This window comes from Clostridia bacterium (assembly GCA_024685775.1).
Lineage (GTDB): Bacteria > Bacillota > Clostridia > Christensenellales > CAG-1252 > CAG-1252.
Genome location: JAIKVL010000021.1, coordinates 1 through 24,216 on the forward strand (window position 1 = coordinate 1; position 24,216 = coordinate 24,216).

The 24,216-nt window shown below is 53.2% G+C and carries 17 protein-coding genes and 1 other RNA gene; 13 read left to right on the forward strand and 5 right to left on the reverse strand.

Going from position 1 to position 24,216, the window contains the following annotated elements; genetic code table 11:
* Nucleotides 1–3,352, forward strand: a 3,352-nt coding sequence (locus K5753_03910) for a hypothetical protein (protein MCR4726346.1), incomplete at its 5' end; no start/stop codon positions are given.
* A gap of 319 nt (nt 3,353–3,671) precedes the next feature.
* Here K5753_03910 and ssrA read toward each other — a convergent pair.
* Nucleotides 3,672–4,017, reverse strand: a transfer-messenger RNA (tmRNA) gene (gene ssrA / locus K5753_03915).
* Nucleotides 4,018–4,043: 26 nt separating this feature from the next.
* Nucleotides 4,044–4,805 (reverse strand): hypothetical protein, encoded by a 762-nt coding sequence (locus K5753_03920; GenBank protein MCR4726347.1) that lies wholly within the window; start codon nt 4,803–4,805, stop codon nt 4,044–4,046.
* Between the two features lie 161 nt (nt 4,806–4,966).
* On the opposite strand from K5753_03920, the gene K5753_03925 reads away from it, so the two are divergent.
* Complete coding sequence (locus K5753_03925; protein MCR4726348.1) at nt 4,967–6,133, forward strand: iron-containing alcohol dehydrogenase; 1,167 nt, start codon at nt 4,967–4,969, stop codon at nt 6,131–6,133.
* 21 nt (nt 6,134–6,154) lie between these two features.
* Here K5753_03925 and K5753_03930 read toward each other — a convergent pair whose 3' ends face one another.
* Nucleotides 6,155–7,594 (reverse strand): M1 family metallopeptidase, encoded by a 1,440-nt coding sequence (locus K5753_03930; GenBank protein ID MCR4726349.1) that lies wholly within the window; start codon nt 7,592–7,594, stop codon nt 6,155–6,157.
* On the reverse strand, nt 7,591–8,406 hold the full coding sequence (locus K5753_03935) for a hypothetical protein (protein MCR4726350.1): 816 nt from the start codon (nt 8,404–8,406) through the stop codon (nt 7,591–7,593). Before K5753_03935 ends, K5753_03930 begins: the two co-directional genes overlap by 4 nt.
* Before the next feature lie 203 nt (nt 8,407–8,609).
* Between K5753_03935 and K5753_03940 the strand changes: the two genes are divergently transcribed.
* From K5753_03940 to K5753_03975, 8 genes are read left to right on the forward strand one after another with little or no spacing between them, the layout of a single operon-like run.
* Nucleotides 8,610–8,816 (forward strand): DUF1858 domain-containing protein, encoded by a 207-nt coding sequence (locus K5753_03940; GenBank protein MCR4726351.1) that lies wholly within the window; start codon nt 8,610–8,612, stop codon nt 8,814–8,816.
* Nucleotides 8,797–11,238: a hypothetical protein gene (locus K5753_03945; protein ID MCR4726352.1), complete on the forward strand. Its 2,442-nt coding sequence runs from the start codon at nt 8,797–8,799 to the stop codon at nt 11,236–11,238. Before K5753_03940 ends, K5753_03945 begins: the two co-directional genes overlap by 20 nt.
* Nucleotides 11,239–11,240: 2 nt before the next feature.
* On the forward strand, nt 11,241–12,212 hold the full coding sequence (locus tag K5753_03950; GenBank protein ID MCR4726353.1) for a WG repeat-containing protein: 972 nt from the start codon (nt 11,241–11,243) through the stop codon (nt 12,210–12,212).
* Between the two features lie 51 nt (nt 12,213–12,263).
* Nucleotides 12,264–13,031 carry an ABC transporter ATP-binding protein gene (locus K5753_03955; GenBank protein MCR4726354.1) on the forward strand — a complete coding sequence of 256 codons (768 nt, stop codon included), beginning with the start codon at nt 12,264–12,266 and terminating at the stop codon, nt 13,029–13,031.
* Entirely contained in the window at nt 13,028–14,641 is a 1,614-nt protein-coding gene (locus K5753_03960; GenBank protein ID MCR4726355.1) for a hypothetical protein, read from the forward strand. The genes K5753_03955 and K5753_03960 overlap by 4 nt, the downstream gene beginning before the upstream one ends.
* Before the next feature lie 6 nt (nt 14,642–14,647).
* Nucleotides 14,648–17,311 carry an Ig-like domain-containing protein gene (locus tag K5753_03965; GenBank protein ID MCR4726356.1) on the forward strand — a complete coding sequence of 888 codons (2,664 nt, stop codon included), beginning with the start codon at nt 14,648–14,650 and terminating at the stop codon, nt 17,309–17,311.
* 7 nt (nt 17,312–17,318) lie between these two features.
* The gene (locus K5753_03970) at nt 17,319–20,027 is read left to right on the forward strand and encodes an Ig-like domain-containing protein (protein MCR4726357.1); all 2,709 of its coding nucleotides are present in this window, start codon (nt 17,319–17,321) and stop codon (nt 20,025–20,027) included.
* A gap of 25 nt (nt 20,028–20,052) precedes the next feature.
* Nucleotides 20,053–21,285, forward strand: a complete 1,233-nt coding sequence (locus K5753_03975) for a hypothetical protein (GenBank protein ID MCR4726358.1) — start codon at nt 20,053–20,055, stop codon at nt 21,283–21,285.
* A gap of 57 nt (nt 21,286–21,342) precedes the next feature.
* Here K5753_03975 and K5753_03980 read toward each other — a convergent pair whose 3' ends face one another.
* Nucleotides 21,343–21,555 carry a chorion class high-cysteine HCB protein 13 gene (locus K5753_03980; protein ID MCR4726359.1) on the reverse strand — a complete coding sequence of 71 codons (213 nt, stop codon included), beginning with the start codon at nt 21,553–21,555 and terminating at the stop codon, nt 21,343–21,345.
* A 185-nt stretch (nt 21,556–21,740) separates the two neighbouring features.
* Between K5753_03980 and K5753_03985 the strand changes: the two genes are divergently transcribed.
* The 3 genes from K5753_03985 to K5753_03995 form a co-directional block, all read left to right on the forward strand.
* Nucleotides 21,741–23,132 (forward strand): glycine--tRNA ligase, encoded by a 1,392-nt coding sequence (locus tag K5753_03985; protein ID MCR4726360.1) that lies wholly within the window; start codon nt 21,741–21,743, stop codon nt 23,130–23,132.
* Nucleotides 23,133–23,213: 81 nt separating this feature from the next.
* Nucleotides 23,214–23,996, forward strand: a complete 783-nt coding sequence (minD, locus tag K5753_03990) for a septum site-determining protein MinD (GenBank protein ID MCR4726361.1) — start codon at nt 23,214–23,216, stop codon at nt 23,994–23,996.
* 2 nt (nt 23,997–23,998) lie between these two features.
* Nucleotides 23,999–24,216 (forward strand): hypothetical protein (locus tag K5753_03995; protein MCR4726362.1); only part of this gene is annotated, 218 nt, incomplete at its 3' end.

Sequence of the window (24,216 nt, forward strand, 5' to 3'; positions counted from 1 at the left end):
GAACGTAAGGGCGAACACCGTCGGCGGATTGGTCGGCAGATTGACGCAAAACTATTTTATGACCGTGCGGAACGTCACGATAGACGGAAGCGACAAAACGGCATCATTGATCGGCACACGTTTTGCGGGAGGGGCCATCGGATGGTTGACCGGACGTGACGGCTACTATTTCGGTTGCAACGGTTTGAAGGTAAAAGACTACGAAATCATCTCAACCTATACGGAAAGCGACATATGTGCGTCCGGTGGCATTGTCGCGTTTGCGGAAGGAGACAATGTCGCCCTGAACAATCAGTACAGTTTCGTTTGCGATATCAACAATGCGACGGTTACGGGTTGTCTCATTAAAACGAATTACGCAAACGGAAGCAACTACTGTGGCACCGGCGGTTTTTTGGGCGCATCCAATTGCGGTCGCATTCCGGAAAACCAAAACAACAGCGGCTACAGAAAAACAATGAACAACGAAAGTTTTAAATACAAGTTCAGTGGGTATGACTTGCTGTTTGAAAACACAACGCTTGTCCATTTGGATGGTGGCGTCGTCGATGATTCTACTTCTTCCACGAACCGTAAGATAGGATGTATCGTCGGCAATAACGCCGTAAGCAGCCCTTTAAAATTCGTCGGCGTAACGTACAACGGAATAACCTATTGCGGGAAACACGTCGGATATTATAATAGCGACGCCAACAATTACGGAATGAGCAACGTGGGGACCTATGGCGACGGATACGTCGTTTTCGCAAACGTCAACGCAACGAGCGGGAATACGGCTTACGGCGTCGTAAACGACACGACTACGTCGACGGATGATTACGTAAACGTTGACGGAAATATCGCCGCGTTCCCTTACGTTACCGTCAACCCGACTTTGACCATCGGCGGGCTAACGCTCACGGGCGACGGTGTGGCGAATAACGTGGCAAATCTTCCGATAAATTCGATTTATGCGGACGCCGACGGACTGTACGATGTGGCGGAGGCGTATTACAGCGGTTCGTCCGGGAATACCAATAAGCAGGTCTTCGGCGCGTATAGAGGGAAGTTCACGATGTTTTCTTCCGAAATTGCCGGTCTTGGATATCTCGGCGCGGATTTCCCCGTGCTGATCCTTGATGATACGGATCGGACCAATTCGCATAAGATGATAAACAGCTATTTGAGGATGCTTACCAACACACGCTTCGATTTCGGAACGGATATAAGCGGCAGTTACGTCGTCGTGATCTATAAAGTAGCGTACTCGGAAGGCGTATTTACGCCGAGTGTGACGGGCGTCGGCTTAAAACGAGACGCAGGACAGTTTTATGTGACAAACGCCGCATTCGACAGCGGCAAGTTGCAATTCTCGCTTATTGACGTAAGATTTTTTGATCCTGCGGACGTGACTCGCGTTGCGTATCATTTATATGTCCCCGTTTTTGTCAAAAAGGTGCTTTCCTACAGCTTTGATATTGCCGTGCAAAGCGGAACTAATTATATGGAAAGTCACTATACCGATAAATTTGGTGAAGCTCTTATCGAAAACGTCGGCACACCTGTGACTATCTTTTTCAGATATACTTATTCCAGAACGGTTACGGAATGGGCGTCCGCCATCAATATGGGAGAAAACGTCAATCGCAATTATCAAAAGAATTTGCTTTTCTATAAAGCAAATACCAATGAGATCCTCAAAAACTTCCCGTCGGACGCGGTTCTCGTTTTGGTGGATAAGAATCGCGGCGGAAAGCCGTATTATGCAACGATCGGAAGCGCCTTCGGAGGCAACACACTTAATCTATCGGCATTCCGAGAGACGATGAGTGCGGCGGGCGTGTTCGGTGGGGCGGCGTTCAGCCCGGTTACCCTCGGCGAGATGTTGACCTTGGGCGTCGTGCAAAACGGCGGCGGCACGGACAAGATGGTACAGTGCGTAGCGGGTGAAGCAACCGTCGTTGTCTCCGGACAGGGTTATCGCTTGGCTACCGACGAGGAACTTGCGGATGATTCCGTGCAAAAATATACTGTCACTACGTCCGGAACAGAGATCTCGGAAAGATACTATCTTTCCGTCTATACAAAATCCAACGCGGTAAACGATGCGTTGTTCCATTACTTCCTGATCACTACGCCCACTTCCTTCGGAGATGTGGAACATCCCTCTAAGATCCTTGATACCGGCGCGCACACGTTGATCCACTTGGTTTTGGGCAAAATTTTCTATCACGACAACTTGTCCATTCACGGCGATTCGCTTTTAGGGTCACAAGTCATGACGGCGGAAAACAATGAACTCATCGTTTCACTCCGAAGCGTTTTGGGTCTCAGCGACGCTCTTGATGCGGATATCAAAGCAAACGTCAGAAGTTTGATCCGCGCAACGGAAGTCTATCAAAGTTTCCTTCTTTATTTGACGCGCAAGGAGGGATTGGAAATGCTCCGCGCGATCATCGGCACGCCTACCGTAACGGGAGAATACGCCATAGATTATACTCTCAACGGCGTTGCGGACGTTGCGACGGGAGATTACGCCAACGCAAACATCCGTTTGACGCAAAACTATGTTGAATTCGTTACAGGCGATATCAGTGATAAATTTGCCGGAGAAAACAAGTTTGAAATCAATGCTACGGTAACCGTTTCATACGGCGCCACCGCGATCCCGGCGCAGTTCCCCGGTCGAGGGATCGGGTCACCGGACAGCGGCGTTACGCTTTCGGCATCTTCCAACGTCGCTTTCTCCGCGCAGGGCACGACGTACAGCAAAAACACCATTTCGGCAGAGGAAACGCCTCCCGTTTCTTACTATTCCGAAGCCGATCCGCAGGTCGCGGTACTTGACCTTAACCCGCTTGGCGACAAAGTGGGCAACTTTACCGCCCTCGGTATCAACGCTTTGAATATCGGTACCGCCACGACGGCGCAATTCGATCTTCTTGCCGTTATTGACGCCACGGCGGTGGAAGAACAAATAGAAAACTATCAAAGCGTTTCCGTCTCGGTCAAACTGCTCGCAAAGGATGCGGATGGCACCTACGGCGGCGCGTTGCTGGACGTTTCCGACTATTTTACCGTAACCTTTGAAGGAGAAGCCACGCCTCCCATAGACAATGGCACGGAGTATACGCATCTGATTGCCGCAAACAGCGCCAATTTGATCGACAACGGCGCGGAGATCACACTCCCCGTCTTGCACGTTACGGTCAAAACGGGCGCGGCGTTTGAAGCGGCGGGACTCACTTACTCCAACTATCGCTTGGTCGTGGAAACGGTCCTCTACAACGCCCAAGGGGCGATCCCTTCCACCAGGGTGTCCAACTACGTGATCTATACCAATGCCAAAGTTGTGCCGACTTTCGTCGGTTGATAGCCATCTTGTAAATCCGAAACGGTAATAAAAATAATACAAACCGGTAGATACCCGCGTTTCGTATGTTTTAAATTTGCACGAAAAAAGGCAACCATCAGCGAAAAACGAGCTTTAAACTGCCTGTGGTGGGACATGCGGGGCGCGACGCGTTAAGAAAAAGCCACAGTGCGGCTTTTTTAGCCAAAGCGCGTGAAGAATCTATGATTCAAGCGGTTGAATCCTCGGAGGGGTTCACGCCGAGAATCGGCGGCGCGTGATAGCGCGCACTCCCCGCAATAAGGAAATAAAAAAGGCTGTTAGAAACAGCCTTACATACTGGTGGACATGCGGGGAGTTGAACCCCGGTCCGTAAAGGAAGCCTCAATTCTTTCTACACGTTTAGCCTGCGTTTGTTGTCGTCCGCGGCTGCCCGTAGGCGGGCCACAGCGTTCCGAGCCGCAACTTTCAGCCTTATGCGCGCGGCGACGCGTAAGAGCCGTTCCCTACCGTAATGATGCCGCGTCCGACGTCGTAGGTCCGTCGGGGCGACAGACGGCCATTAAGCGGCCATCGTTTGAAGATTGTTGGTGTCCTTTATTTTAGAACAGTTCCGTTGATAAGCAGACGAGCCTGCTACGTGCTTAAACTGTCACCTCGCTCCACGTCGAAGCCGGTACATGCCCAAGTGAGGACAGTATAGCACTTTTTTTTATTCATTGCAACCGCTGTTTTTCGATTTCGGCGGCGAATCATGGGGAAACGCACGCTCATTCGACGAAAGCGCGAGCAGGGTCAGCGCTTCGGGGTAGAAGTACCAAGCGACGTAATGTTCCGTCAGGAAAGCGGAAAAAGCGGGTGAAAAAACGGTCGCGAATTCGGCGTATTGCGTCAGAGCGACGAAGAGATCGCAGGCGAAGAAAAAGAGAAAACCGAAACGAAGGGATTTGGATTCGGAGAGCGCGAAAGCCGAGACGAGGTTTCCGATCAGATTGACGGCGTAAAAGAGCGTGACGAAAGGCAGCGCGTTTTTGAAACCGAAGCGAATCCCCGCGTAGATCCAGAACAAGGCGATCAGGGCGAGTCGGGCGCAGACGTTTTCGGAGCGGACTTTTTTCTCGCAGGGGAGTAAAAGGCGGATGCAATAAGAGAGTTGTACCGCGATGAAAAGCGTGATCGCGAGGACGCGCTTTTCGGGTGCGAAAAGGAAGACGCAGTCCGCAGCGACGGTAAAAGCCAGCGCGATTTGCGTTATATAGCCTTTTAACGAGCGAAAGGAGAGGTTCGCGAGCGAATAGCCGAACGGAAGTAAAACGACGCAGAGCTTCGCGATTATTGGCGAAAGGCGCGAAAAGTGCAAGATGACGAACGCCGCCGTCTCGCCCGCGATCAGGAGGATCGAAAGGATCGCGTCGCGTCGCTTTGCGCGCGCTTCGTCTCGATCGATCGACTTTTCCGTGATCCGTCTTTCCATTTTGCGTTTCGGCTCCTTTTTCTTCCTTTTCGATATTATAAAAAATTATCGCCGCTTATTGCAAGTCGCATTCGAAAAACCTTTCGATCGACTTTCGGAAAGGTATTGACTTTTCGGCTGTAGTTTTTGATACAATAAAGAAAAACGCAAGGAGAAAAGATATGCTCGGCTCATTTGTCTATCATAATCCCACGAAATTATTTTTCGGCGAAAACGCGATCGAATACCTGAACGGCGAGTTGCCGAAATACGGAAAAGTCGTCCAGCTGATCTACGGCGGCGGTTCGATCAAGAAAAACGGTGTTTACGACGCAGTCGTTCGGATCCTGAAAGCGAACGGGAAAACGATCGTCGAGGACGGCGGCGTGATGCCGAATCCGACCGTCGAAAAGCTGAAAGAGGGCGTCCGCATCGCGCGCGAAAACAAGGTCGACCTTTTGCTCGCGGTCGGCGGCGGGTCCTGCTGCGACTACGCAAAGGCGGTCTCGGTCTCCGTCCATACCGACGAAGATCCTTGGGAGAAGTACTTCGTTCGCTTCGAAGAACCGACCTGCGAGATCGTCCCGGTCGGGTGCATTTTGACGATGGCGGGGACGGGTTCGGAGATGAACGGCGGTTCGGTCATCACCAACCACGCGCAAAAACTGAAAATCGGGCACGTCTTCGGCGACGAAGTCATGCCGAAATTCTCCGTCCTCGACCCGACCTATACTTTTTCGCTTCCGAAACGGCAGATGGTCGCGGGGATCTACGATATTTTTAACCATATTTGCGAGCAATATTTTTCGGGCGAGGACGATTCCGTCAGCGATTCGATCGCGGAAGGACTGATGCGCTCCGTCGTCAAAAATTCGCTCGCTGCGGTCGCGAACCCCGAGAATTACGAGGCGCGTTCGAACATTATGTGGGCGGCGACTTGGGCTTTGAACACGCTGATCTCCTGCGGAAAAACGACGGATTGGATGGTCCATATGCTCGGGCAGGCGGTCGGCGCGTACACGGACCAAACCCACGGAATGACGCTTGCGGCGGTTTCGCTCCCGTATTATAGGAGGATCCTTCCGTTCGGAGAAAAGAAGTTTGCTCGTTTCGCGACCGAAGTTTGGGGGATCTCCTCGGAAGGGAAGACCGATCGCGCGCTCGCGGAAGCGGGGCTTTCCGCGATGGAAAGCTGGATGAGGGAGATCGGACTTACGATGAATCTGACCGAACTCGGCGTGACTCGGGATATGATCGAGGGGATCGCGGACGCGACGTTTATTATGGACGGCGGCTATAAGATCCTTTCGAGAGAGGAAGTCGTCGAGGTCTTGAAAAACAGCCTGTAAAATCTCGGATCGAACGTTTGATCACGGGACGGGGAGAGCTCCGTCCCGCCATTTTTCATAGTAGGGCGAAAGATCTTTTTTCATCGAGCGGGAAAGCGAATCGATGAGGTCGCTCGGCGAGGCGATCTTCCCTTCGAAGCGGTCGGCGAATTCTTTCAGCGCGCCGTTCATTCGCTCATATCCCTCGATCTCCGCGAGCGAGGAAAAGAAAAGAAGCGATTTTCGATAGGCTATCTCGCAGTAGCCATCCGCGAGGTCGGGAAGCGGCGCGTCGAGTCGGCAGGCGTCCTTGCCTTTGATCGCGGAAAAGATCGAGAAATCCTCTTCCGCGCTTGCGATCATCGCGCGAAACGACGATTGCAAGCCGCTCGCTTTGTAGTAAAACGCCGTTGCGTACTCCGCGAGTCCTTCGTCCATCCACGGGGTCAGAAATTGGTCGAAACCGACTTTTCCGAACCACCATTGATGCGCGATCTCGTGGACGGCGGTATGCTTTTTCGCGGCGCTCGTCAGTTCGTTTGAAAGAAGTGCAAGTCCCGAAAATTCCATTCCCGCTTCGCAAAAGGGCGCGGCGGCGATCGTCAAAGAGGGGTAGGGAAATTCGCCGAAGGTTTCTCGGAAGAGGCGGACGGCGTTCGCCGCGGTCTTCAAAAGCTCCGCGCTTTTTTTATCCGATTCGTAAAAGTAGCGGATCGGGACGCCGCCTTCTTCCGTTTGCGCCGTTTGAAACCGATTCGAGCAGACGACGGCGAAGTCGCGCGCATTTTCGAGAGAAAAGCGGAAAGTCGTCCGTTTTCCAAAGCGCGTCTTTTCGGAGTAGACTGCGGAAGCGGCGGCGTCAAAGCCGACGGGTAGTGTCAAATCGACGGAAAAATCCGAAGTTTTGAAGAGAAAAGGATCGCCGTAAGGCTCATAAGGATCCGCGCGGAATTTTCCTCCCGAAAAGGGACAAACCGCGGGATAAAACCCCGAAAGAGTATAGTAGCCGCCGTACGAGCCGAGGCGGTGTTTGATCGAAGCGAGGCGGACGATCTCTTCGATGACGAGGCGGATCTCTTCGCCTTTTTTCTTTTTCCCGTTCAGGCGAACGGTCAGGACGGTGTCGTCCTCGACGCCGACCGAATAATCCTTTACGCCCGCGTTCGAAGAGACCGAAAGAATCTCCGCGCCGCCGTAATTCTCGCCGCTCGGATACGCCGCGCGCGTTTTTTCGGGCGTAACGGGCGAGTCCCCTTCGCCGTAGGCATTCGGATACAGCCGTAATTTCACCGCGGAAAGCCCGTCTTGCGGGATAAACCATCGGATCTCCGTTTTCAGCGAGAGTTCGTTTCTTTCCGGGAAAAGCTCGGCTTCGATACGATAAGAAGGGCGGTGGCGCGTTTCGTTTTTCTCGGCGCAGGAAGGAAGAAGCGCGAGAAAAAGCAGCAGGATCGCGAAAAGGGCTGCGGGGATTTTTCTCATACGCGTCTGCTGTTGACCGTGAGCTCGACGAGTTTCCCGTTTGTCCGCGCGCCGTCGAGGATCGCTTTCGAGACGATCTCGCCTTTCTTTACCGCGCTTCCGTTTGAAAACAAAAGATCTTTCGTGATCATCCTTCCGATCAGAAAATCGTAATCTCCCGAAAACGCATTTTTCTCGTTTCTATCGGATATATGCGCAATATTCGCCGCTTTCTCATCGGGGATCGCCGCTTCTCCCGCGCCCGCTCGGTTCGGGCTCGTGTCCTCCGTTTCTCCGATCGGAAGATCGCTTTCTTCGAGGACGGGCGCGATTTCGGTCGCGCGGACTTCGCTTTTCGATCGTTTCGGACGGGTCGCGCCTTTTTTCGCCGCGGTTCGCTTGAACGCTTTTCCCGCGTGCGCTTCCGCGCGGAGAACGACGGCGCGGTCGGTCGCGGCGATCACGAGAGAAGGGGAAAACTCGCTTTCGTCCGTTACGAGGGTCGCGGTCGCTCCCGTCCTTTCGTCAAAGACGAGATCGCGCAATACGCCGAGGAAACGCCCCTCGCTGTCAAAGGTTTTCGCGCCGAGCGGGCAGGCGAAGAAAATCCCTTGTTTGATGCGATCCGCGCTCGGAAGGGTCAAAGCGTCCTCGCAGCCCGCGATGCGCCTGAGGTCGGCAAGCCCCGCTTCCTCTTTCTCGTCCGAAGAGACGATAAAGCCTTTGACGCGCGTCAGTTTTTCCGTAACGTATGCGTTCGTAATGATGCCCGCGATCTCGCCTTCCGCGATTGTGACGACTTCTTTGGATAAATGTTCCGTGATTCTTTTCATAAACACCTCTTTGCCGTTTCCCGACTCGTTTTCGGGTCTACCCTATGTATATTTCGGGACGGACGAGACTATGATTCGGGGCGAAATCCGCTCAAAAACGACAAAAATAATCGATTTTACTCTATTTACCATAAATGCGCGCGTTTGTGTTGTGTTAGAATTCTTTTTGTGTTACAATATATTACACCCAAGGAGGTTTTATTATGGCGAATATTACCAAAGACATGCTGATCAGCGAAGCCATCAGGGAAGGAAACTCCGAAGCGATCGCCGAGGTCTTAATGGGCGTCGGGATGCATTGTTTGGGCTGCGCGTTTGCGCGCGGCGAGACGGTGGGGCAAGCCGCGGAAGTCCACGGCATCGACGTGGACGAATTGGTCGAGAAGCTCAATGAGGCGGCTGAAAGCTGATCTCGCGATCATCGTCTTTCTTTTTGTAAGTCTGTTTGCGTTGACCGCGGGTCAATGCCTTTTTTGCGTTAGCGCGGAGGGGGAGAACGCCCCTTCGTTTTTGATTTCCGATTATTATTCGTTCACCGCGCCGACCAAGGTCGCGGCGTGGGGTGAGAGCGCCGCCGTTTTCGACGACGGAAAGATCGTCGTGATAAGAAAGGATTCGATCGCTTCGTTCCCCGTCAGCGCGAAGTACTGCTATGCGCTGTGCGCTTCGGAAGAGAACGTCTTCCTGCTTTGCGGCGAGAGCGCTTCGATGGATTCCAGCGCGAAGATCCTGCGCTATTCTTTAAGCGGAGAAAAGCTCGAATTCGATCCGCACCTTGCGAACGTTACGGATATCGCGCTTTCGGGGAAAAAGCTGTTCGCGCTTTCCGATATGAAAGAGGTCTACGTCTTCGATTTCTCGGGCGAAGGAGATTTCGCGACGAGTTTTTCTCTGCCCTCGATGCCCGAATGGTCGATGTATCTTTACGCGGAGGGCGAAACGCTGTTTTTCCGCACGTTGTTCGGCAAGATCCTCAAAAGGGAAGCGGGCGAGTATTCCGAGATTGCGGACGTCGCTTCGGGACTGGACGTCGCCGCGAGGAATTTCGCGGTCGAAGGCGGTTCGATTTTCTATTTGAAAGACGAAACCGTCTATAAAGGAAATCTTTCGAAAAGCTTTTTGCCCGTCGGCGAAAAGGACGACAAAGTCGGGCGCGTTTGCGATTTTGCCCTTGCGGGCGACTCGCTTTTCGTCATAGACGCGTCGTATCCCGCCGTTAAAGTCTTTTCTTCTTCGGACGGGGCGTTTTCCCGTTTCGTGGGTTCGTTCGGGAAAAACGTCGGAAGACTGAAAGATCCGACCGCGCTTTCCGTTAAGGACGGCGTGATCGCGGTCGCCGATAAAAACGAGCGCATCACGATCTTCGGAAGCGGTTCGGCGAAAGCGCTCGGCGGCTATCCCGTCGGGACGGTCGGCGCGATCGCGAACGCAGGCGACGCGATTTACGCGGTCAACGGCGAATCTTTGCTCGAATTCCGCGGGCTTCTTTTCGAGCGGGAATACGCGCTCGAAGGCGGCTCTTTGACTTCCGTCGCCGCGACGGCGGACGGCTCGATCTTCGCAAGCGCGGGGAAAACCGTCTACGTTAAAAAATCCGGGACGAACGAGTTCGTTCGTTTGCGTTCGTTCGACGCTCTCGTGGAGAATCTTTCCGTCGGGATCGGCGGGAAAGTCGTCTACGCTTACTCGGGCGGCGTAATCCGCGCCTTTACGCAGGACGGCGATCCGCTTTCCGGCTCTTTGACCGTTCCTGCCGAGATCCGCGATTTCGCGGTCGACTATCGCGGCAATATGTTTTTACTGACCGAAAGCGGGCGTTTGATCCGCTATTATCGCACGCTCGGCGGCTATTTCAGCCCGACCGAACTCCCGATCGGAAACGCAAAGCGTTACGGCGCGATCGAGATCGGGAAGGACGGGACGGTCTATCTGACCGCCGACCATAACGTCGCGCGGTTCAAAAAGAGCGTTTTCGGCGTCGTCACCGAAGAGGACAGCGATTTCAAGGACGAAGCTCCGATCGCGTCGCCCGTCTTTGTCTGCGCCGTAAAGGCGGAATCTTCGATCGCCTACGTCGCGCCCGATAATTTCGAGGACGTGACCTATTTACCGAAAGGGAAAAAGCTCGTCTGCTTCGCGTCGCTCGTCTACGCGGGCAACGAGTATTTGCGCGTCGAGACCGAAAAGGGGATCGCTTATCTTCCGAAGGAGGACGCGACTGTCTTTTCCGAAGCGGTTTCTCCGATTCGTCGCGCGCGCTGTCTGCACACGAAAAAAGGCGTAAATCTCTATCGCTATCCCTCGTATATTGAGATCGAGAAGGGGGTCGAGCCTTTGTTTCGGGCGCTCGGGAAGGAAGAGATCTTCGAGGTGAACGCCGTCGTCGCCGTTAACGAGAGCGGCGCGGACGAATGGGGCTTTTATCGCGTTTCCTATAACGGGGAAAGCGCATACGCGTTGATCAGCGACGTCGTCTCGGTGGACGACGAACCCGAGCCGATCCATCGCTACAAAGTAAAGATCAAGGCGGAAAAACTCGGAATGACCGTCATCCTTTATAAAGACGCAAGCGTGGACAGCGAAGAAGCGGCGCGCCTGTCGGACGGGACGGAGATCTATGCGCTCGAACCTTTGAACAAAGAAAACGAATTCACGAAAGTCCTGTATAAGGGCAAGACGTGTTACGCGCTTACCCGCTCTCTCGGAACGGGAGGGCTTTCCGGCGGGCAGACGCTCGCGATCGTCATTTTCGTCGTCACGGTGACGGCGAGCATCGCGACCGCGCTGATCCTCCGCGCGGGGAAAAGACGAAGAAAGATCTATAAGGAGTAACTATGGGCAGAAATAATTCGAGGCGGTTTCATAAGAGACCGCAACAATCGCAAACCGATACCTACGCGCCTCCCTATTCGGAAGAGGTGCTCGCGATGTCCGTCGAGGGGCTGAACCTCTCGGTCGAGACGCTTGAAATCCTGAAAAAGGGCGGGGTGCTTCTCGTCCGCGACGTCGCCGTCCGCCGTAAGACGGATATGTTCAAGGTCCAGAATTTCAATAAGAAAAAGCTTTTCGAACTGCAAAATGCGATCGCGCCTCTCGGCGTTTCTTTCCGTCCGGACGAGCCCGCGCAAGCGGAGAAGTCCGCGGAGCAGCCGCGCGGAGAAAAGAGCGTCGGAGAGAAAAAAGGCGGGGAAGACCGCCGCGCGGGAGGTCGCGAGCAAGGCGAACGCCGCGAAGGAAATCAAGATCGCAGAAACGAAAGAAACGATCGCCGTCCGAACGAGAACAAGCCTCGTCAAAACGACGGCAGACCCCAACAGGGAAAGAAGGAGTTTTCTTCCAAAAATAAAGGCAACGCGGTGGATTTTTCCAAGATCTTCCCGCGGGAGAAACTCGTCCATTCTCCGAAGATCGAGCCGGAAAAAGATCGCTTTACGAAATTCCAAAAAGCGGGCAAATGGGGCTTTAAGGACGAGAACGGAAACGTCGTCATACCCCCGATCTATAACGAAGCTTTGAATTTCAAAGAGGACATGGCGGCGGTCGAGATGAACGGACTTTTCGGATATATCAATCGAGAGAACGAGCTCGTCGTCCCGTACAAGTACGACACGGCGGGAAGCTTCTCTGAAGGTTGGGCAAACGTCTCGCTCGGAGAAAAGTGCGGCTATATCGATCAAACGGGAAAGGAAACCGTCCCTTTTATTTACGACGCCGCAACGCCCTTTACCGGAGAAGGTTACGGAAGAGTCAAGAAGGACGGCAGATGGGGCAATATTCGTAAGGACGGAGAAGTCAGCTGGCAATAGCCGAGCTCCGATCCCGAATCGATTTCAGTTTACGCAAGAAAGGAGAAAGAAATGGAACAGGAAAAAAACGAGCAACAAAACGGACGTGAAGTCACGTTGAAGATCGACCACCTCAAAAAGAAGTATATCAACGCCAAAAGATATTCGATCAACGATTTGACGCTCGATATTTACGCCGGCGAGATCTTCGGTTTTCTCGGGCAGAACGGCGCGGGAAAATCCACGACGATCAAATGTATCACCGGCATTCACCCCTACGATTCGGGCAGTATCGTGATTTGCGGTTACGATATGAAAAAAGACCCGATCAAGGCGAAAAAGAACACGGGCTACGTCCCCGATAATCACTCCGTCTACGAGAAACTTACGGGCAGAGAGTATATCAATTATATCGCCGATCTGTACGGCGTGTCGCTTGAAGACAGAATCGAGCGGATGAACAAATATCTCAAAATGTTCAAGATCTCCTTCGCCGTCGATCGCCAGATTAAGGGCTATTCGCATGGTATGAAGCAAAAGATCTGCATCATCGCCGCTTTGATCCATAACCCGCGCCTATGGGTTTTGGACGAGCCGATGGTCGGTTTGGATCCGCAGTCCATGTTCGACATCATCGACGAAATGAAGCAACACACGGCGAACGGAAACACGGTTTTCTTCTCTTCGCATAATATCGACCTCGTCAGCAAACTCTGCGACCGCGTCGCGATCATTCACGACGGCGAACTCTGCGCTTTGATCGATCTGCACGAAGAAGGAAAGAGGGAAGAACTCGAAAGCGTCTTCCGCAGTTACACGATGGCGGAGAATAAGGCATGAAAGAATTCAAAACGCTGTTTCGTTTGGAACTCAAAGCGCGTTTCGGGACGAGAGGCAGCGGAAATCCGGTTCTGACAGGTCTCAAAATCCTTTCGATCCTCGCGTTCGCCGCCGTCCTTTACACGCTGTACATCTTCGGGATCAAGCAGTTGATCCAACTTTTCGTTTTGTATGAAATGGGAACGGAATTCCTGGTTTTGTTCCTCGCGATCGCGATGTTGATCCTGACTTTATTCGGGATCAGTTCGGTCATCAAAAACCTTTTCCGAAGCGGCGACAACGAACTTATGATGCGATTCCCCGTCTCTCCGACGGCGGTCTTCGCGTCCAAGATCTCGATCTTCGTCCTGTTTCAGATCTTCTTTACCTTCGTTATGATGCTGCCCGTCCTCATTATGTTCGGAACGGAGACTTCGCAGCATTGGTCGTACTACGCGCTTCTTCCGGTCGTCTTGGTCTTTACGATCACGCTTCCGCTCTCGATCGCGAATCTTCTCGCGATCCCCGTTATGCAGCTGACTTCGCGGACGAAAAATATGTTCGCGTTGACGCTCCTCGTCTCCATTCTTTTGGTCGCGTTCGGGTTCGGCGCGTATATGCGCGTCGTCCAAGGCGTCGTCGACTATATGAAAGAGGAAGCGATGAGCTTTTTCAGCAAGAGCACGATGAAGATCGTCAGCAGGGCGTCCGAATATATTTATCCCGCAAACTGGTTTGCGTATATGCTAATCGGAAGGTGGCGCCTCGGGAGCAGCTTGCTTTCGCTGGTCGTCGTCGCCGCGTTTGCGGTCGGGACGTATTTTCTGAATAAACGCCATTATCTGAACACGATCTTGCGCGATATCGAAGGCGGCGGCGTCACCTTTACCAAGGTCACGAAAAACCGCGTTCGCCGCCCGACGACGGCGTTCTTCTGCCGCGAATACCTCGATATCTTCCGCAGCGGCAATTACAGTTTTCAATATCTCTGCATGGCGGTCGCCGCGCCCGTTATGGTCTATTCCTGCAATAAGCTCGCGGCGAGTATGGGCGAAGATTCGATCGGATCGATCATCGTCCCCGCGCTGTCTTTGATGGTCATGCTCGTCTTCTGCTCGATCATCCTGTCCTTCGCCGCGTCGTCGGTCTCGCGCGAAGGGGATAACTTCTATTTGACGAAGATCACGCCCATCCCGTATCGCACGCAAATGCTCGTAAAGATCGGGCTGTATATGCTCGTTTCCACGCTGTCCATCCTCGTTACGGCGATCGTCGTCTGGGTGGCGGGGCAGGTCGAAGCGAAATATGCGTTCAGTTCGTTCGGGATCGCGTTTTTGATCTCGATCGCGCTGACTTGCTTCGGCGTTCGCCTCGACACGACGCGCCCGAGTTTCGCGATCGGCGGCGACGGAGAACTCAGCGTCGGTAACGTCTCGACTTTCGTCGTCCTGTTCGTCGGGTTCGCGATCTCGGTCGGGTACGGGCTGTTCGGTATGGTCGGGATCTTTATGTGGGGAGAGAAAATCACTTTCCTCGCGCTTGCGGGCATCGCTTTCGTCTTGGCGGCGGCAAGCGTCGCTTACCTCATGATCGGCTTGGATAAACGCTACGAACGCATCACGCAAAGATAGTCTTCCATGAAAAAGGTCTGCGTTTTCCTGCTTCTTCTGATCCCGATTTTGATCATTTTGACGATCAACGTCTCGGGAATGATCATCTCGGCGGAAGTTACGATCGGGGTGGAAACCTTCGTCTTGAAGCATCTTGGCGAGGAAGTTTCGGACGTAACGATCGATCTGACGGAGAATATGTCGAAGCCCTATCAGTTGATCCCCGTCTACCTGCCGCGCATGGCGCAGGTCTCGGGCTTTGATTGGAAATCGGATAACGAAAGCGTCGCCACGGTGAACGGCGAAGGGCTCGTCACCTTCCGCGACTGCGGATTCGCGAAGGTTACCGCCGTCAGTTTGGACGACAATCGGATCAAGGCTTCTTGCGCTTTCTTCGTGGAAGACCGCGTGATCCACTCGCTTTCCTTTTATTCCTATAAAACGGGCGAGGAGATCGACGGATCGTTCGCGATGAAAAAGTACGAATCCGAGCAGATCCGACTTGAAATAAATCCTTACGGGGCGCTCGGAAACGAATGCGCGACGTTCTCGTCTTCGGACGAATCCGTCGTCGCTTGCTCGAAAGAGGGCGTCTTGACCGCGCTATCGGAAGGAAACGCGACGGTCACCGTCCGCGCGAAGGACGCCGCGGGAGAAAAGACGAATTCCTTTACCGTCCGCGTCTCGGGCGAAGCGCTCGTAAAACGGGCGGAAATCTGCGCTTCGGGAAATGCTTTCGATCTTTCGCCCTATATCGTTCGCGGCGAAGCTGCGGGCGGAAACGTCGTCGATCTGACTTTGGTCCCGTTCGGCGGGAGTAAAAAGGTCTCCGTCTTTTCGGGCGAAGAAAGAGCGGAAATCACGGTTTATAAGCTTGCGTTCGCTCGCGAACTCGTCCTCGATCATTACGCCGAGCTTCTCCTCGGAGAATGGAAAGACGGCGCGTATATCGCCGCGAAAAAAGCGCGTTCGTTCGCTTTCGCGGATCGCGAAACGAGAGCGAAGATCGACGGCGTTCGGATCGCTTCGTCCGATCCTTCCGTCATCGCCGTCCGCGGTGACGCGGTGATCGGGTTGAAAGACGGAACGGCGACGTTGACTTTCGAGAAAGACGGGTATCACGCGTTCACGATCGAACTGACGTCCGCGACGCCTCTGAGCTTCTTCTCGCTGAATCTCGTCGAAGAGGACGATCCGATCGGCTTTATGGAAGAACGCGTCTTCGGGACGAAGAGTTATTACGACGGCGAACTCGTTAACGGCATCCGCTTATTCCCCGAAAAGGTCTTCCCGGAAGGAGCGAACAAGATGCTTTTCGAGTATTATTCGGATAGCGAGTGGGCTTCGGTTTCGGAGGACGGCTTCGTCTCGTTTCGCGAGGGAGCGGAAGGAAAGGAGATCACCGTCCGAGCGAAGAGCCTTTTCTCGGTCAGTCCGTTTACGCGCTCCTATACCTTTAAGAACTTGGTAAAGGGTGTCAACGTCGGCTTCGGGTTCGGCTTGAACGCGTTCGACGAAAAAAGCGGAGAACTTCCGTCGTTCGTTCCGTACGAGCAGGCGATCGAGGTCAATAATATGGCGGACGATCTCGCGCTCGTCTTCCAAACGAACGTCTATATGCCCGACCGCGAAACGTTGGACGGCTGGACGCGGTATCCCTACGCCAAGATCGTCTTCGTTCGCGATATCTACGGAAACGGGCATAAGATCGACGGGCAGTTCTATCAATACGATTACGAAAGCCATATCTTCACCGATATTCAGGATTCGATGCTCGAAGGAAAGGAGGAGAAGAAAGGCGTTCGCGTTCGGAACCTCTATATCCAGTCCTACGCGCCCAAGACCAGCGAGTCGCAGGAATCCTTTAAGGAGCTGATGACCAAAGGCGGGACGCCGATCCGAACCTTTATAAAAAAGCGCACGGACTACGAAGTCGCGTTCGATTATTGCGTCTTCCAGTACGCGTATCAACACGTCACGGCGATCGGGGGAAGGATCTCCTTCAACGGGTGCGTCTTCCGAAACACCGTCAGCGCGGCGATCTCGATCGAATCGCTGCACGAGCAACCGAATTTCGTTACGATCCGAAATTGCGTGTTCTCGAACAGCTTATCTTTCGCGGTGATTCTTTCGAACGGGACCTTCCCGCTTCCGAGCGACGAAGTCGTCCGCTATAACGCTCTGACTTGGGAGGGGGATAATTACCTCTATAATTGGAAGAAATCCGACGAAGTCAGAATGGACATTATTCCCGAAGGTCTTATGAAGAACGATCGCTTGGATAAGATCTTGAAAAACGTAAACGACAAGCTTTCCGAAAGCGCGCGTCACAGCTTCGTTTCTTCGGAAAACGACGCGCTGTGCGTAAAGAAAGACGGAGATAAATACGTCAATTTGGGCGTCTTGATCATGCCGTTTTGGTGCGATCCGAAGACGATCCTGAACGAGCCGCGCGAGCGCGTAGAAGACGGATTGCTCCTGAAAATCGATCTCGAAAGGGCTTCCTACCTGCCCTTGATGCTCTACACGAAGAACTTCGGAGATCTATTGAAGCGGACGCTGAAAAATATGCTCGATCTCGACGCGTCCTGCTATATGATAACGAATAAAAGCGCGGACGGCGTTTTCAACACGCAGCCCGGCGAGAAATATAACTTAAACGAGGAGATGTACGCCAAACTCAGAGGCTGAACTACCTATGAAAAAAATCATTATCGCTATTCTTTTATTGATCCCGATCCTCGTCATACTGACGATCGACGCGAGCGGAAAACTCATCGCTTCCGCTCTCGTGGATATTCCCGCGGAATCCGTCGTCATCAAGCGCGGCGGAAAAGCGCTTGCGAGCGACGAGATCGATCTCGAAGATTACTTGGGGACGGGGAAAATCTATTCTTTGTTTTCCGAAGTGTTCCCGGGAATCGCCACGGACGAAATGAAATGGGTCTCGTCCGACCCTTCGGTCGCGGAGGTCAAGACGTCCGAGACCCGTAAAAACGCCGCCGATATTCTCTTTAAGGATTACGGCAGCGTCGATATCACCTGCACGTCCGAAAAGAACGAGTCCATTTCCGCGCGTATGACCCTGTACGTCGGCGGAAAGATCCCCGGTCGGATCTCCGTCCGCGATTATCAAGGCGCGGAGTACGAGGAAATCTCGCTTCCGAAGTTCGGCGTTATGCCTCTTTTCGCGGAAGTGAAACCCTCTTCGAGCGTTCGCTCGGAAAAGATCGTTTGGACTTCTTCCGACGAGAGCGTCGCGAAGGTGGACGATAACGGCGTCTTAAAGGGCGTCGCGGCGGGGAATTGCGTCCTGACGGCGAGCGTTACCGCAAATAAAACGACCGTTCGAAAAGAGGTCGCGGTCTCCGTCTCCGGATCCGCGCTTTTGAAGGAAAGCGTGGTCTACGCCGCGTCGGATTCTTTCGACGTCTCTCCCTATCTCGCTTATTCGGGGAGCGAAGTCGAGGGCGGTTCGGTCGTCGGTCTCTCGGGCGTCGCTTCCTTCGGAGAAAAGAAAGTGAAGGTCTCGTATCAGGGAAGGGAAGAGATCCTTACCGTCGTTAAAGTCGATTCCGCGAAGACGCTTCTCATCGAAAATCTCGCGTTTTTGAAAGCGGGCGCGCTTTCTTCTTTCCTTGCGCTCGGGACGTCGAACGTCCGTTTGAAGGCGTTTGCTTTGGACGGATCGAGCCCCGAAATCTCTTTCGTCAGTTCCGACGAGAGCGTCGTTCGTTTCGATCAAACGGGAAGAATGTTCGCAGTCGGAAGCGGCGAAGCGGAGATCGGAGCCGCGGCGGAGGGATACGCGGCGGAAAAGATCGTCATTCGCGTAACGAGTCCCGTCGAGGATTTCCGCCTTTCGGAGACCGTTTTTGCCGACAGCGTCGGTTTGATGCAGGAGCGCGTTTTCGGAAACACGACGTATTCGAACGGCGTTTACTCGAAGACTTTCCCGCTCTCCGTCGTCTCCACGTTCCCCGCGGGGGTCGGGATCGAAGCCTTTTCTTTTGAAAGCACGAATCCCGAGATCGCGAGAGTGGACGAGCGGGGCGTCATCACCTTTGCGGACGACGTCGAAGGAAAGGAAGTAACGATCACCGCGACCGCGTATAATCAAGAAGGCAGGGCGGTGAGAAACAGCTATACGTTCAGACTCGTAAACGGCGTCAACGTCGGCGTCGGTTACGAAAGAGCGCATTTCGACAGGGAAGCGAACGAAACGCCCGATTTCGCGCCGTATTTCGACTTCAAGACCGTTTGCTACGGGGGAAGAGCGAAAGCCGTCGTCTTGCATACCGATATCTATTATCCTTCGAAAGAAGCGGGCGGCGAAACGATCCTCAACGCGAATCTTTCTTTTTACGGAAACGGGAAGAAGCTCGACGGGCAGTACTTGGTTAATTCCGTCGAGGACGAGGACGTCTTGCTCCTTTGGGACTTTTCGAAGATCTCGAATATGCCCGAGAAACTCTCCGTCTCGATCTTCAACCTGAATTTCCAAGCGACTCAGCCGACGACGGACGACTCGCAGTCCGCTTTCGAAGAACTCAGCAAAAAGGGCGGCGGCGCGTTCACGGTTAAAGGCGCGTATCCCGAAGGCGATCACGACGCGACTTTCATCATCAAGGGGTGTTTGTTTCAATACGCGTACAGCCACGTTAACCTCGCGAACGGAAGCGTTACGATCGACGGCTGTATTTTCCGCAATAATCCCGCGTGCGGCGTCGTCTTGCAACAATCTACGAACGCCGTTGCGAATCTCAAACTCAAAAACTGCATTTTCAGTAACACGATCGCTCCCGTCGGCATCGCCTGCGGCAATTTCGACGATATTTTGGATCGTTTCTCCGGTAAAGAGGGAAGCGACGCGCCGATCCGCTTCGGTAAACTCGAAATCGAAGGACAACTCTATATCTATAACTGGAAGAAGCTCGAAGAAGTCCAGATGAATCTTTTGCCGCAAAATTTGGACGATCCGCGCGCGAACTCGCTCGTCAAGAGCTTTAACGGCGTCCTTGCGAAGGTCATTCAACAGTCCTTTATGAAGTCGTCCCAAGAGAATCTCTACGAGGATAAGGACGGCGAGAAATGGTTGAATTTCTCATTCCTCGTCATCGGGATTTGGGCGGATATGATGCCATCCTTTAACGGCGCGCCCGAGACGGAAGGTTTGCAGATTTCCTTTGATCCGAAAAAATATCTCGCGCTCGAAGTGATGGCGTATAAAGCGCCCGCGATCAGCAGCGGCTTGATGACGATCGCGAAGTCGATCGGCGTCGACCTTGAAAGAAACAAGACCTATCATATCAACTGCAAGGACGAAGCGGGGAAATGGAACACGGTCCCCGGCGAGACTTACACGATCGGGAAAAGTACCTACGATCGCTTGAACGGAAGGAGTTAAAATCGATCTCTCGGATGAATAACGAATGAAAAAAGTCTTGATTTTAACGGTTACGGCGGGCAACGGACATAACAGCGCCGCGAACGCCGTTAAGAAACGATTGCTTCAATCGACGGACGAGACCTACGTCGTCGAGGTTTACGACACCTTGAAAACGTTTGCGGGAAACGCGCAGTACGTCTTGATGCGGAGCGGTTATTCGCAAATGATGGCGAAGGCGCCGAAGTTTTACGAAAACGGATTCAGGCTCTCGAAGAAACTCGTCGTGTTCAACAAAAAGAGAGGATATCCGCATAAGGCGGCTTTGTCTTGCGTCGGTAAGCTGTATAAAAAGATCAACGAATTCCGCCCGGACGTGATCTATTGCACGCATTTTATTCCCGCCGCGGCGATCAGCGATCTTCGACTGTGCTATAAAGTGCCGGCGGTGACGATCATATCGGAACTCGATTATTACAACACGCCTTTTTTCGAATCGGCGATCGGCGTCGATTATTTGACGCTTTCCGATCCTGATATGGTGGAAGAAAACCTTAAAAACGGATTCAAAAAAGAGCAACTCGTCGTTACGGGAATCCCGATCGATCCGAAGTTTTCGTTCCCGATCGAAAAGAGCGAAGCAAGAAAAAAACTCGGATTGCGAGAGGATCTTTTTACGGTCTTGGTGATGTTCGGCGGCGGCGAATGGCAGGGGATCACGAAGCTTTACGAGGCTCTCGTCGAAAACGTCAAAGAGAAGACCCAGATCGTCTTGATCAACGGGAAAAACAAAGAGTCGTTCGAAACGATCGAGCGGATGCCCGCGAAAGAAAATATCGTCTTGCGAAACGTCGGTTTCGTCGATAACGTCTACGAGTACATGTTCGCGAGCGATCTCGCGATCACGAAAGCCGGAGGGCTCAGCACGAGCGAAATGATCGCGGCGGGATTGCCGATGATTATTTATGAAAAGGTCTACGCGCAGGAAAAGGAGAACTTGAAGTTTTTGCTGAAAAAAGGGCTTGCGGTCGGGTTTTCGGACGCGAACGATCTTGCGGAAAAGATCGAAGAAGTCAAAAACGATTACGCGCGCTACGTCGAAAACGTCAAAGCGTTCAAAAAGGACGCGACGGAAGAGATCTTCCGATTGATCGATCGCGCGCCGCACGCCGTCTACGACGAAGAGTATCTTGCCTCTTTGCATTATCGATTCGTCCGGTATTACGTCAAGTTCGCTTTGCACAAGATGTTTTGGTTCGACCGAGAGGAGGATTCATAAGGTTCGATTCAGCGGATAAGAAAACGAGGGGGCTGCGCTTGCAGCCCCCTCCGCGTCTTACTTGCAGCCGAATCCGAAGCCCGGACCGTCCTTGCAGCCGCAGGGATTATTGCACCCGCCGCAGCAGCAAAGGATCAGATAGATCCAAAGGATGCACTCGATATTGCATCCGCCGCACTTATTCCCGCCGCAGCAGAACAAGAGAAGCAAGAGCCATAAACAATCGTTGTTGCAGAAACAGTTCATAATATGTACCTCCCGAATTTCCATTGTGTTGGTTTCTACTTCATCATACGCGCCGCCCTTTCGATTTGCTACCGTAAAACGCGCTTTTCCGTCCTTCGATTTCGGGGTGGGGAAACGCCGCGGCGTTTATCGCCGAAATTCCCCTTTGTCGCTTGACTTTTTATCGCGCATTGAGTATGATTTCATAAGACGACGAACGGAGGTGTCTTATGAGTGGAAAATTAACGATGGATAAACTGACCGCGCTTGCCAAAGGTCGCGGCTTCGTCTATCCCGGAAGCGAGATCTACGGCGGCTTGGCGAATACTTGGGATTACGGTCCCCTCGGCGTGGAACTCAAAAACAATATCAAAAAAGCTTGGTGGCAAAAATTCGTTACAGAAAACCCCTTGAACGTGGGCTTGGATTGCGCGATCTTGATGAATCCGAACGTGTGGGTCGCTTCGGGTCACGTCGGCGGATTCTCCGATCCTTTGATGGATTGCAAAAGCTGTAAATCCCGTCATCGCGCGGATAACCTGATCGAGGAGTACAACAAGAAAAACGGGATCGAAGAGAATATCGCTTCTTGGTCTCACGCGCAAATGGAAGAGTACATCAAGGCGAAAGAGATCAAATGCCCGATCTGCGGCAAAGCGGACTTTACGGGGATCCGTCAATTCAACCTTATGTTCAAGACCTTTCAGGGCGTCACGGAAGACAGCGTCAGCACCCTGTATCTGCGCCCCGAAACCGCGCAAGGTATTTTCGTCAACTTTTTGAACGTCCAACGTACTTCGCGTATGAAGGTCCCGTTCGGTATCGGTCAAATCGGAAAATCTTTCCGTAACGAGATCACGCCCGGAAACTTCATTTTCCGCGTCCGTGAGTTCGAGCAAATGGAACTCGAATTCTTCTGCGAACCCGGAACCGACCTCGAATGGTTCAAATATTGGAAGAACTTCTGCAAAGAGTGGCTTCTCGGTCTCGGGATCAAAGAGGAAAATTTGAAGCTCCGCGATCACGATAAGGACGAGCTTTGCTTCTATTCGAACGCGACGACCGACTTCGAATATAAATTCCCCTTCGGATGGGGCGAGCTGTGGGGCGTCGCGGACAGGACGGACTACGACCTCAAAGCCCATATGAAGACTTCGGGCAAAGATCTTTCCTATCTCGATCCCAACACGAACGAAAAGTACGTTCCCTACGTCATCGAGCCTTCGCTCGGCGTGGAAAGAATGGTCTTGACGATCCTTTGCGACGCGTATGACGAGGAAGAACTCGAAGGCGGCGACACCCGCGTCGTGATGCATTTCCATCCCGCGATCGCGCCCTACAAAGTCGCGGTTCTCCCGCTCCAAAAGAAAGCCCTCGGCGATAAGGCGACGGAGATCTATCACGATCTTATGAAGAAGTTCTCGGCGACCTATGACGAAGCCGGTTCGATCGGAAAGCGCTATCGCAGGCAGGACGAGATCGGGACGCCGTTCTGCGTGACCGTCGATTTCGACACCTTGGAAAAGGGAACGGTCACCGTCCGTGAGCGCGATTCGATGAAACAAGATATCGTCAAAGTCGAAGACCTCGAAAGCTATATTGCGGAAAGAATCAAATACTAATCGCCAAAAATCGCGAATAATTCCGATAATTCAACGAAATCAAAGGATACGCCCGAGAAAGAAAGGTGTATCCTTTTTCTTATGGGAAGAACAATCGTCGTGACGTCCGGAAAAGGGGGCGTCGGGAAAAGCACGATCACCGCCACGCTCGGCGTCGCGATGGCGGAAGCGGGCGCGCGCGTCGCTTTGGTGGATGCGGACGTTGGGTTAAACAACCTCGACCTCGTCCTCGGGATCGAGGCGATGGTCTGCTATGACGTAACGGACGTGGAAAAGGGTAGGTGCAGGCTTGCGGAAGCCTTGGTCAACCATCCTTTTTGCGAAAATCTCTTCCTTTTGAGTTCGCGCGCGCTTTCGGGCGGAAACGTTTCTTTGAAGAGCTTTTCCGAAATCGTTTCCGCGCTCAAACGTTCCTTCGATTTCGTCCTGATCGATTGCCCCGCAGGGATCGACGACGGTTTTCATCGCGCCGTCGCCTGCTCGGACGAGGCTTTGATCGTGACGACGCCGATCCCCGCCGCCGTCCGTGACGCGGATCGGGTTTCCGATATCCTTTGTTCGTATCGTCTCGGAAGCGTCGGAGTCATCGTCAATCGCGTGCGCGGCGATCTCGTCTTGAAAGGCGAGGTTATGAGCGTGGCGGACGTGGGGAGCGTGTTGCGCCTTCCCGTCGTCGGAAGCGTCCCGGAGGATGACGAAGTCTTGCTCTCCGCGACCGTCGGCAGAATATCCGACTCCAAAAGCAGGCATTACGCAGCGGTTTGCATGGTCGCGTCGCATTTGATGCTCGGAACGACCGAACTCTACGATTGCACGGCGAGATATCGTGGGATCGGCGGATTCTTCCGAAAATTCGCGAGGTGAGAATGAAAAACGGAAAGAGGGGAGTGGAACGGATCAAAAAAGTGATTTTGCAGGATCGGACGGGCGCGCCGGACGACGTCATCGCCGTCCTGAAAAGCGACGTTTTCGAGGTCTTGGACGGGTTCTTCGAAGTGAATCCGCAGTCCGTCGTCGCGGAGATTCGGGTGGACAGCGTGGGGACTTACGAGATCAAGCTGTCGGCAAGGGCGTTTCGGGTGCG

Bases quoted from the DNA above. Each gene is read 5' to 3' on its own strand.
- K5753_03920 (MCR4726347.1), bottom strand. From the start codon at position 4,805: ATGGAAAGACGGATCACGGAAAAGTCGATCGATCGAGACGAAGCGCGC.
- K5753_03925 (MCR4726348.1), top strand. From the start codon at position 4,967: ATGCTCGGCTCATTTGTCTATCATAATCCCACGAAATTATTTTTCGGC.
- K5753_03930 (MCR4726349.1), bottom strand. From the start codon at position 7,594: ATGAGAAAAATCCCCGCAGCCCTTTTCGCGATCCTGCTGCTTTTTCTC.
- K5753_03935 (MCR4726350.1), bottom strand. From the start codon at position 8,406: ATGAAAAGAATCACGGAACATTTATCCAAAGAAGTCGTCACAATCGCG.
- K5753_03940 (MCR4726351.1), top strand. From the start codon at position 8,610: ATGGCGAATATTACCAAAGACATGCTGATCAGCGAAGCCATCAGGGAA.
- K5753_03945 (MCR4726352.1), top strand. From the start codon at position 8,797: ATGAGGCGGCTGAAAGCTGATCTCGCGATCATCGTCTTTCTTTTTGTA.
- K5753_03950 (MCR4726353.1), top strand. From the start codon at position 11,241: ATGGGCAGAAATAATTCGAGGCGGTTTCATAAGAGACCGCAACAATCG.
- K5753_03955 (MCR4726354.1), top strand. From the start codon at position 12,264: ATGGAACAGGAAAAAAACGAGCAACAAAACGGACGTGAAGTCACGTTG.
- K5753_03960 (MCR4726355.1), top strand. From the start codon at position 13,028: ATGAAAGAATTCAAAACGCTGTTTCGTTTGGAACTCAAAGCGCGTTTC.
- K5753_03965 (MCR4726356.1), top strand. From the start codon at position 14,648: ATGAAAAAGGTCTGCGTTTTCCTGCTTCTTCTGATCCCGATTTTGATC.
- K5753_03970 (MCR4726357.1), top strand. From the start codon at position 17,319: ATGAAAAAAATCATTATCGCTATTCTTTTATTGATCCCGATCCTCGTC.
- K5753_03975 (MCR4726358.1), top strand. From the start codon at position 20,053: ATGAAAAAAGTCTTGATTTTAACGGTTACGGCGGGCAACGGACATAAC.
- K5753_03980 (MCR4726359.1), bottom strand. From the start codon at position 21,555: ATGGAAATTCGGGAGGTACATATTATGAACTGTTTCTGCAACAACGAT.
- K5753_03985 (MCR4726360.1), top strand. From the start codon at position 21,741: ATGAGTGGAAAATTAACGATGGATAAACTGACCGCGCTTGCCAAAGGT.
- minD (MCR4726361.1), top strand. From the start codon at position 23,214: ATGGGAAGAACAATCGTCGTGACGTCCGGAAAAGGGGGCGTCGGGAAA.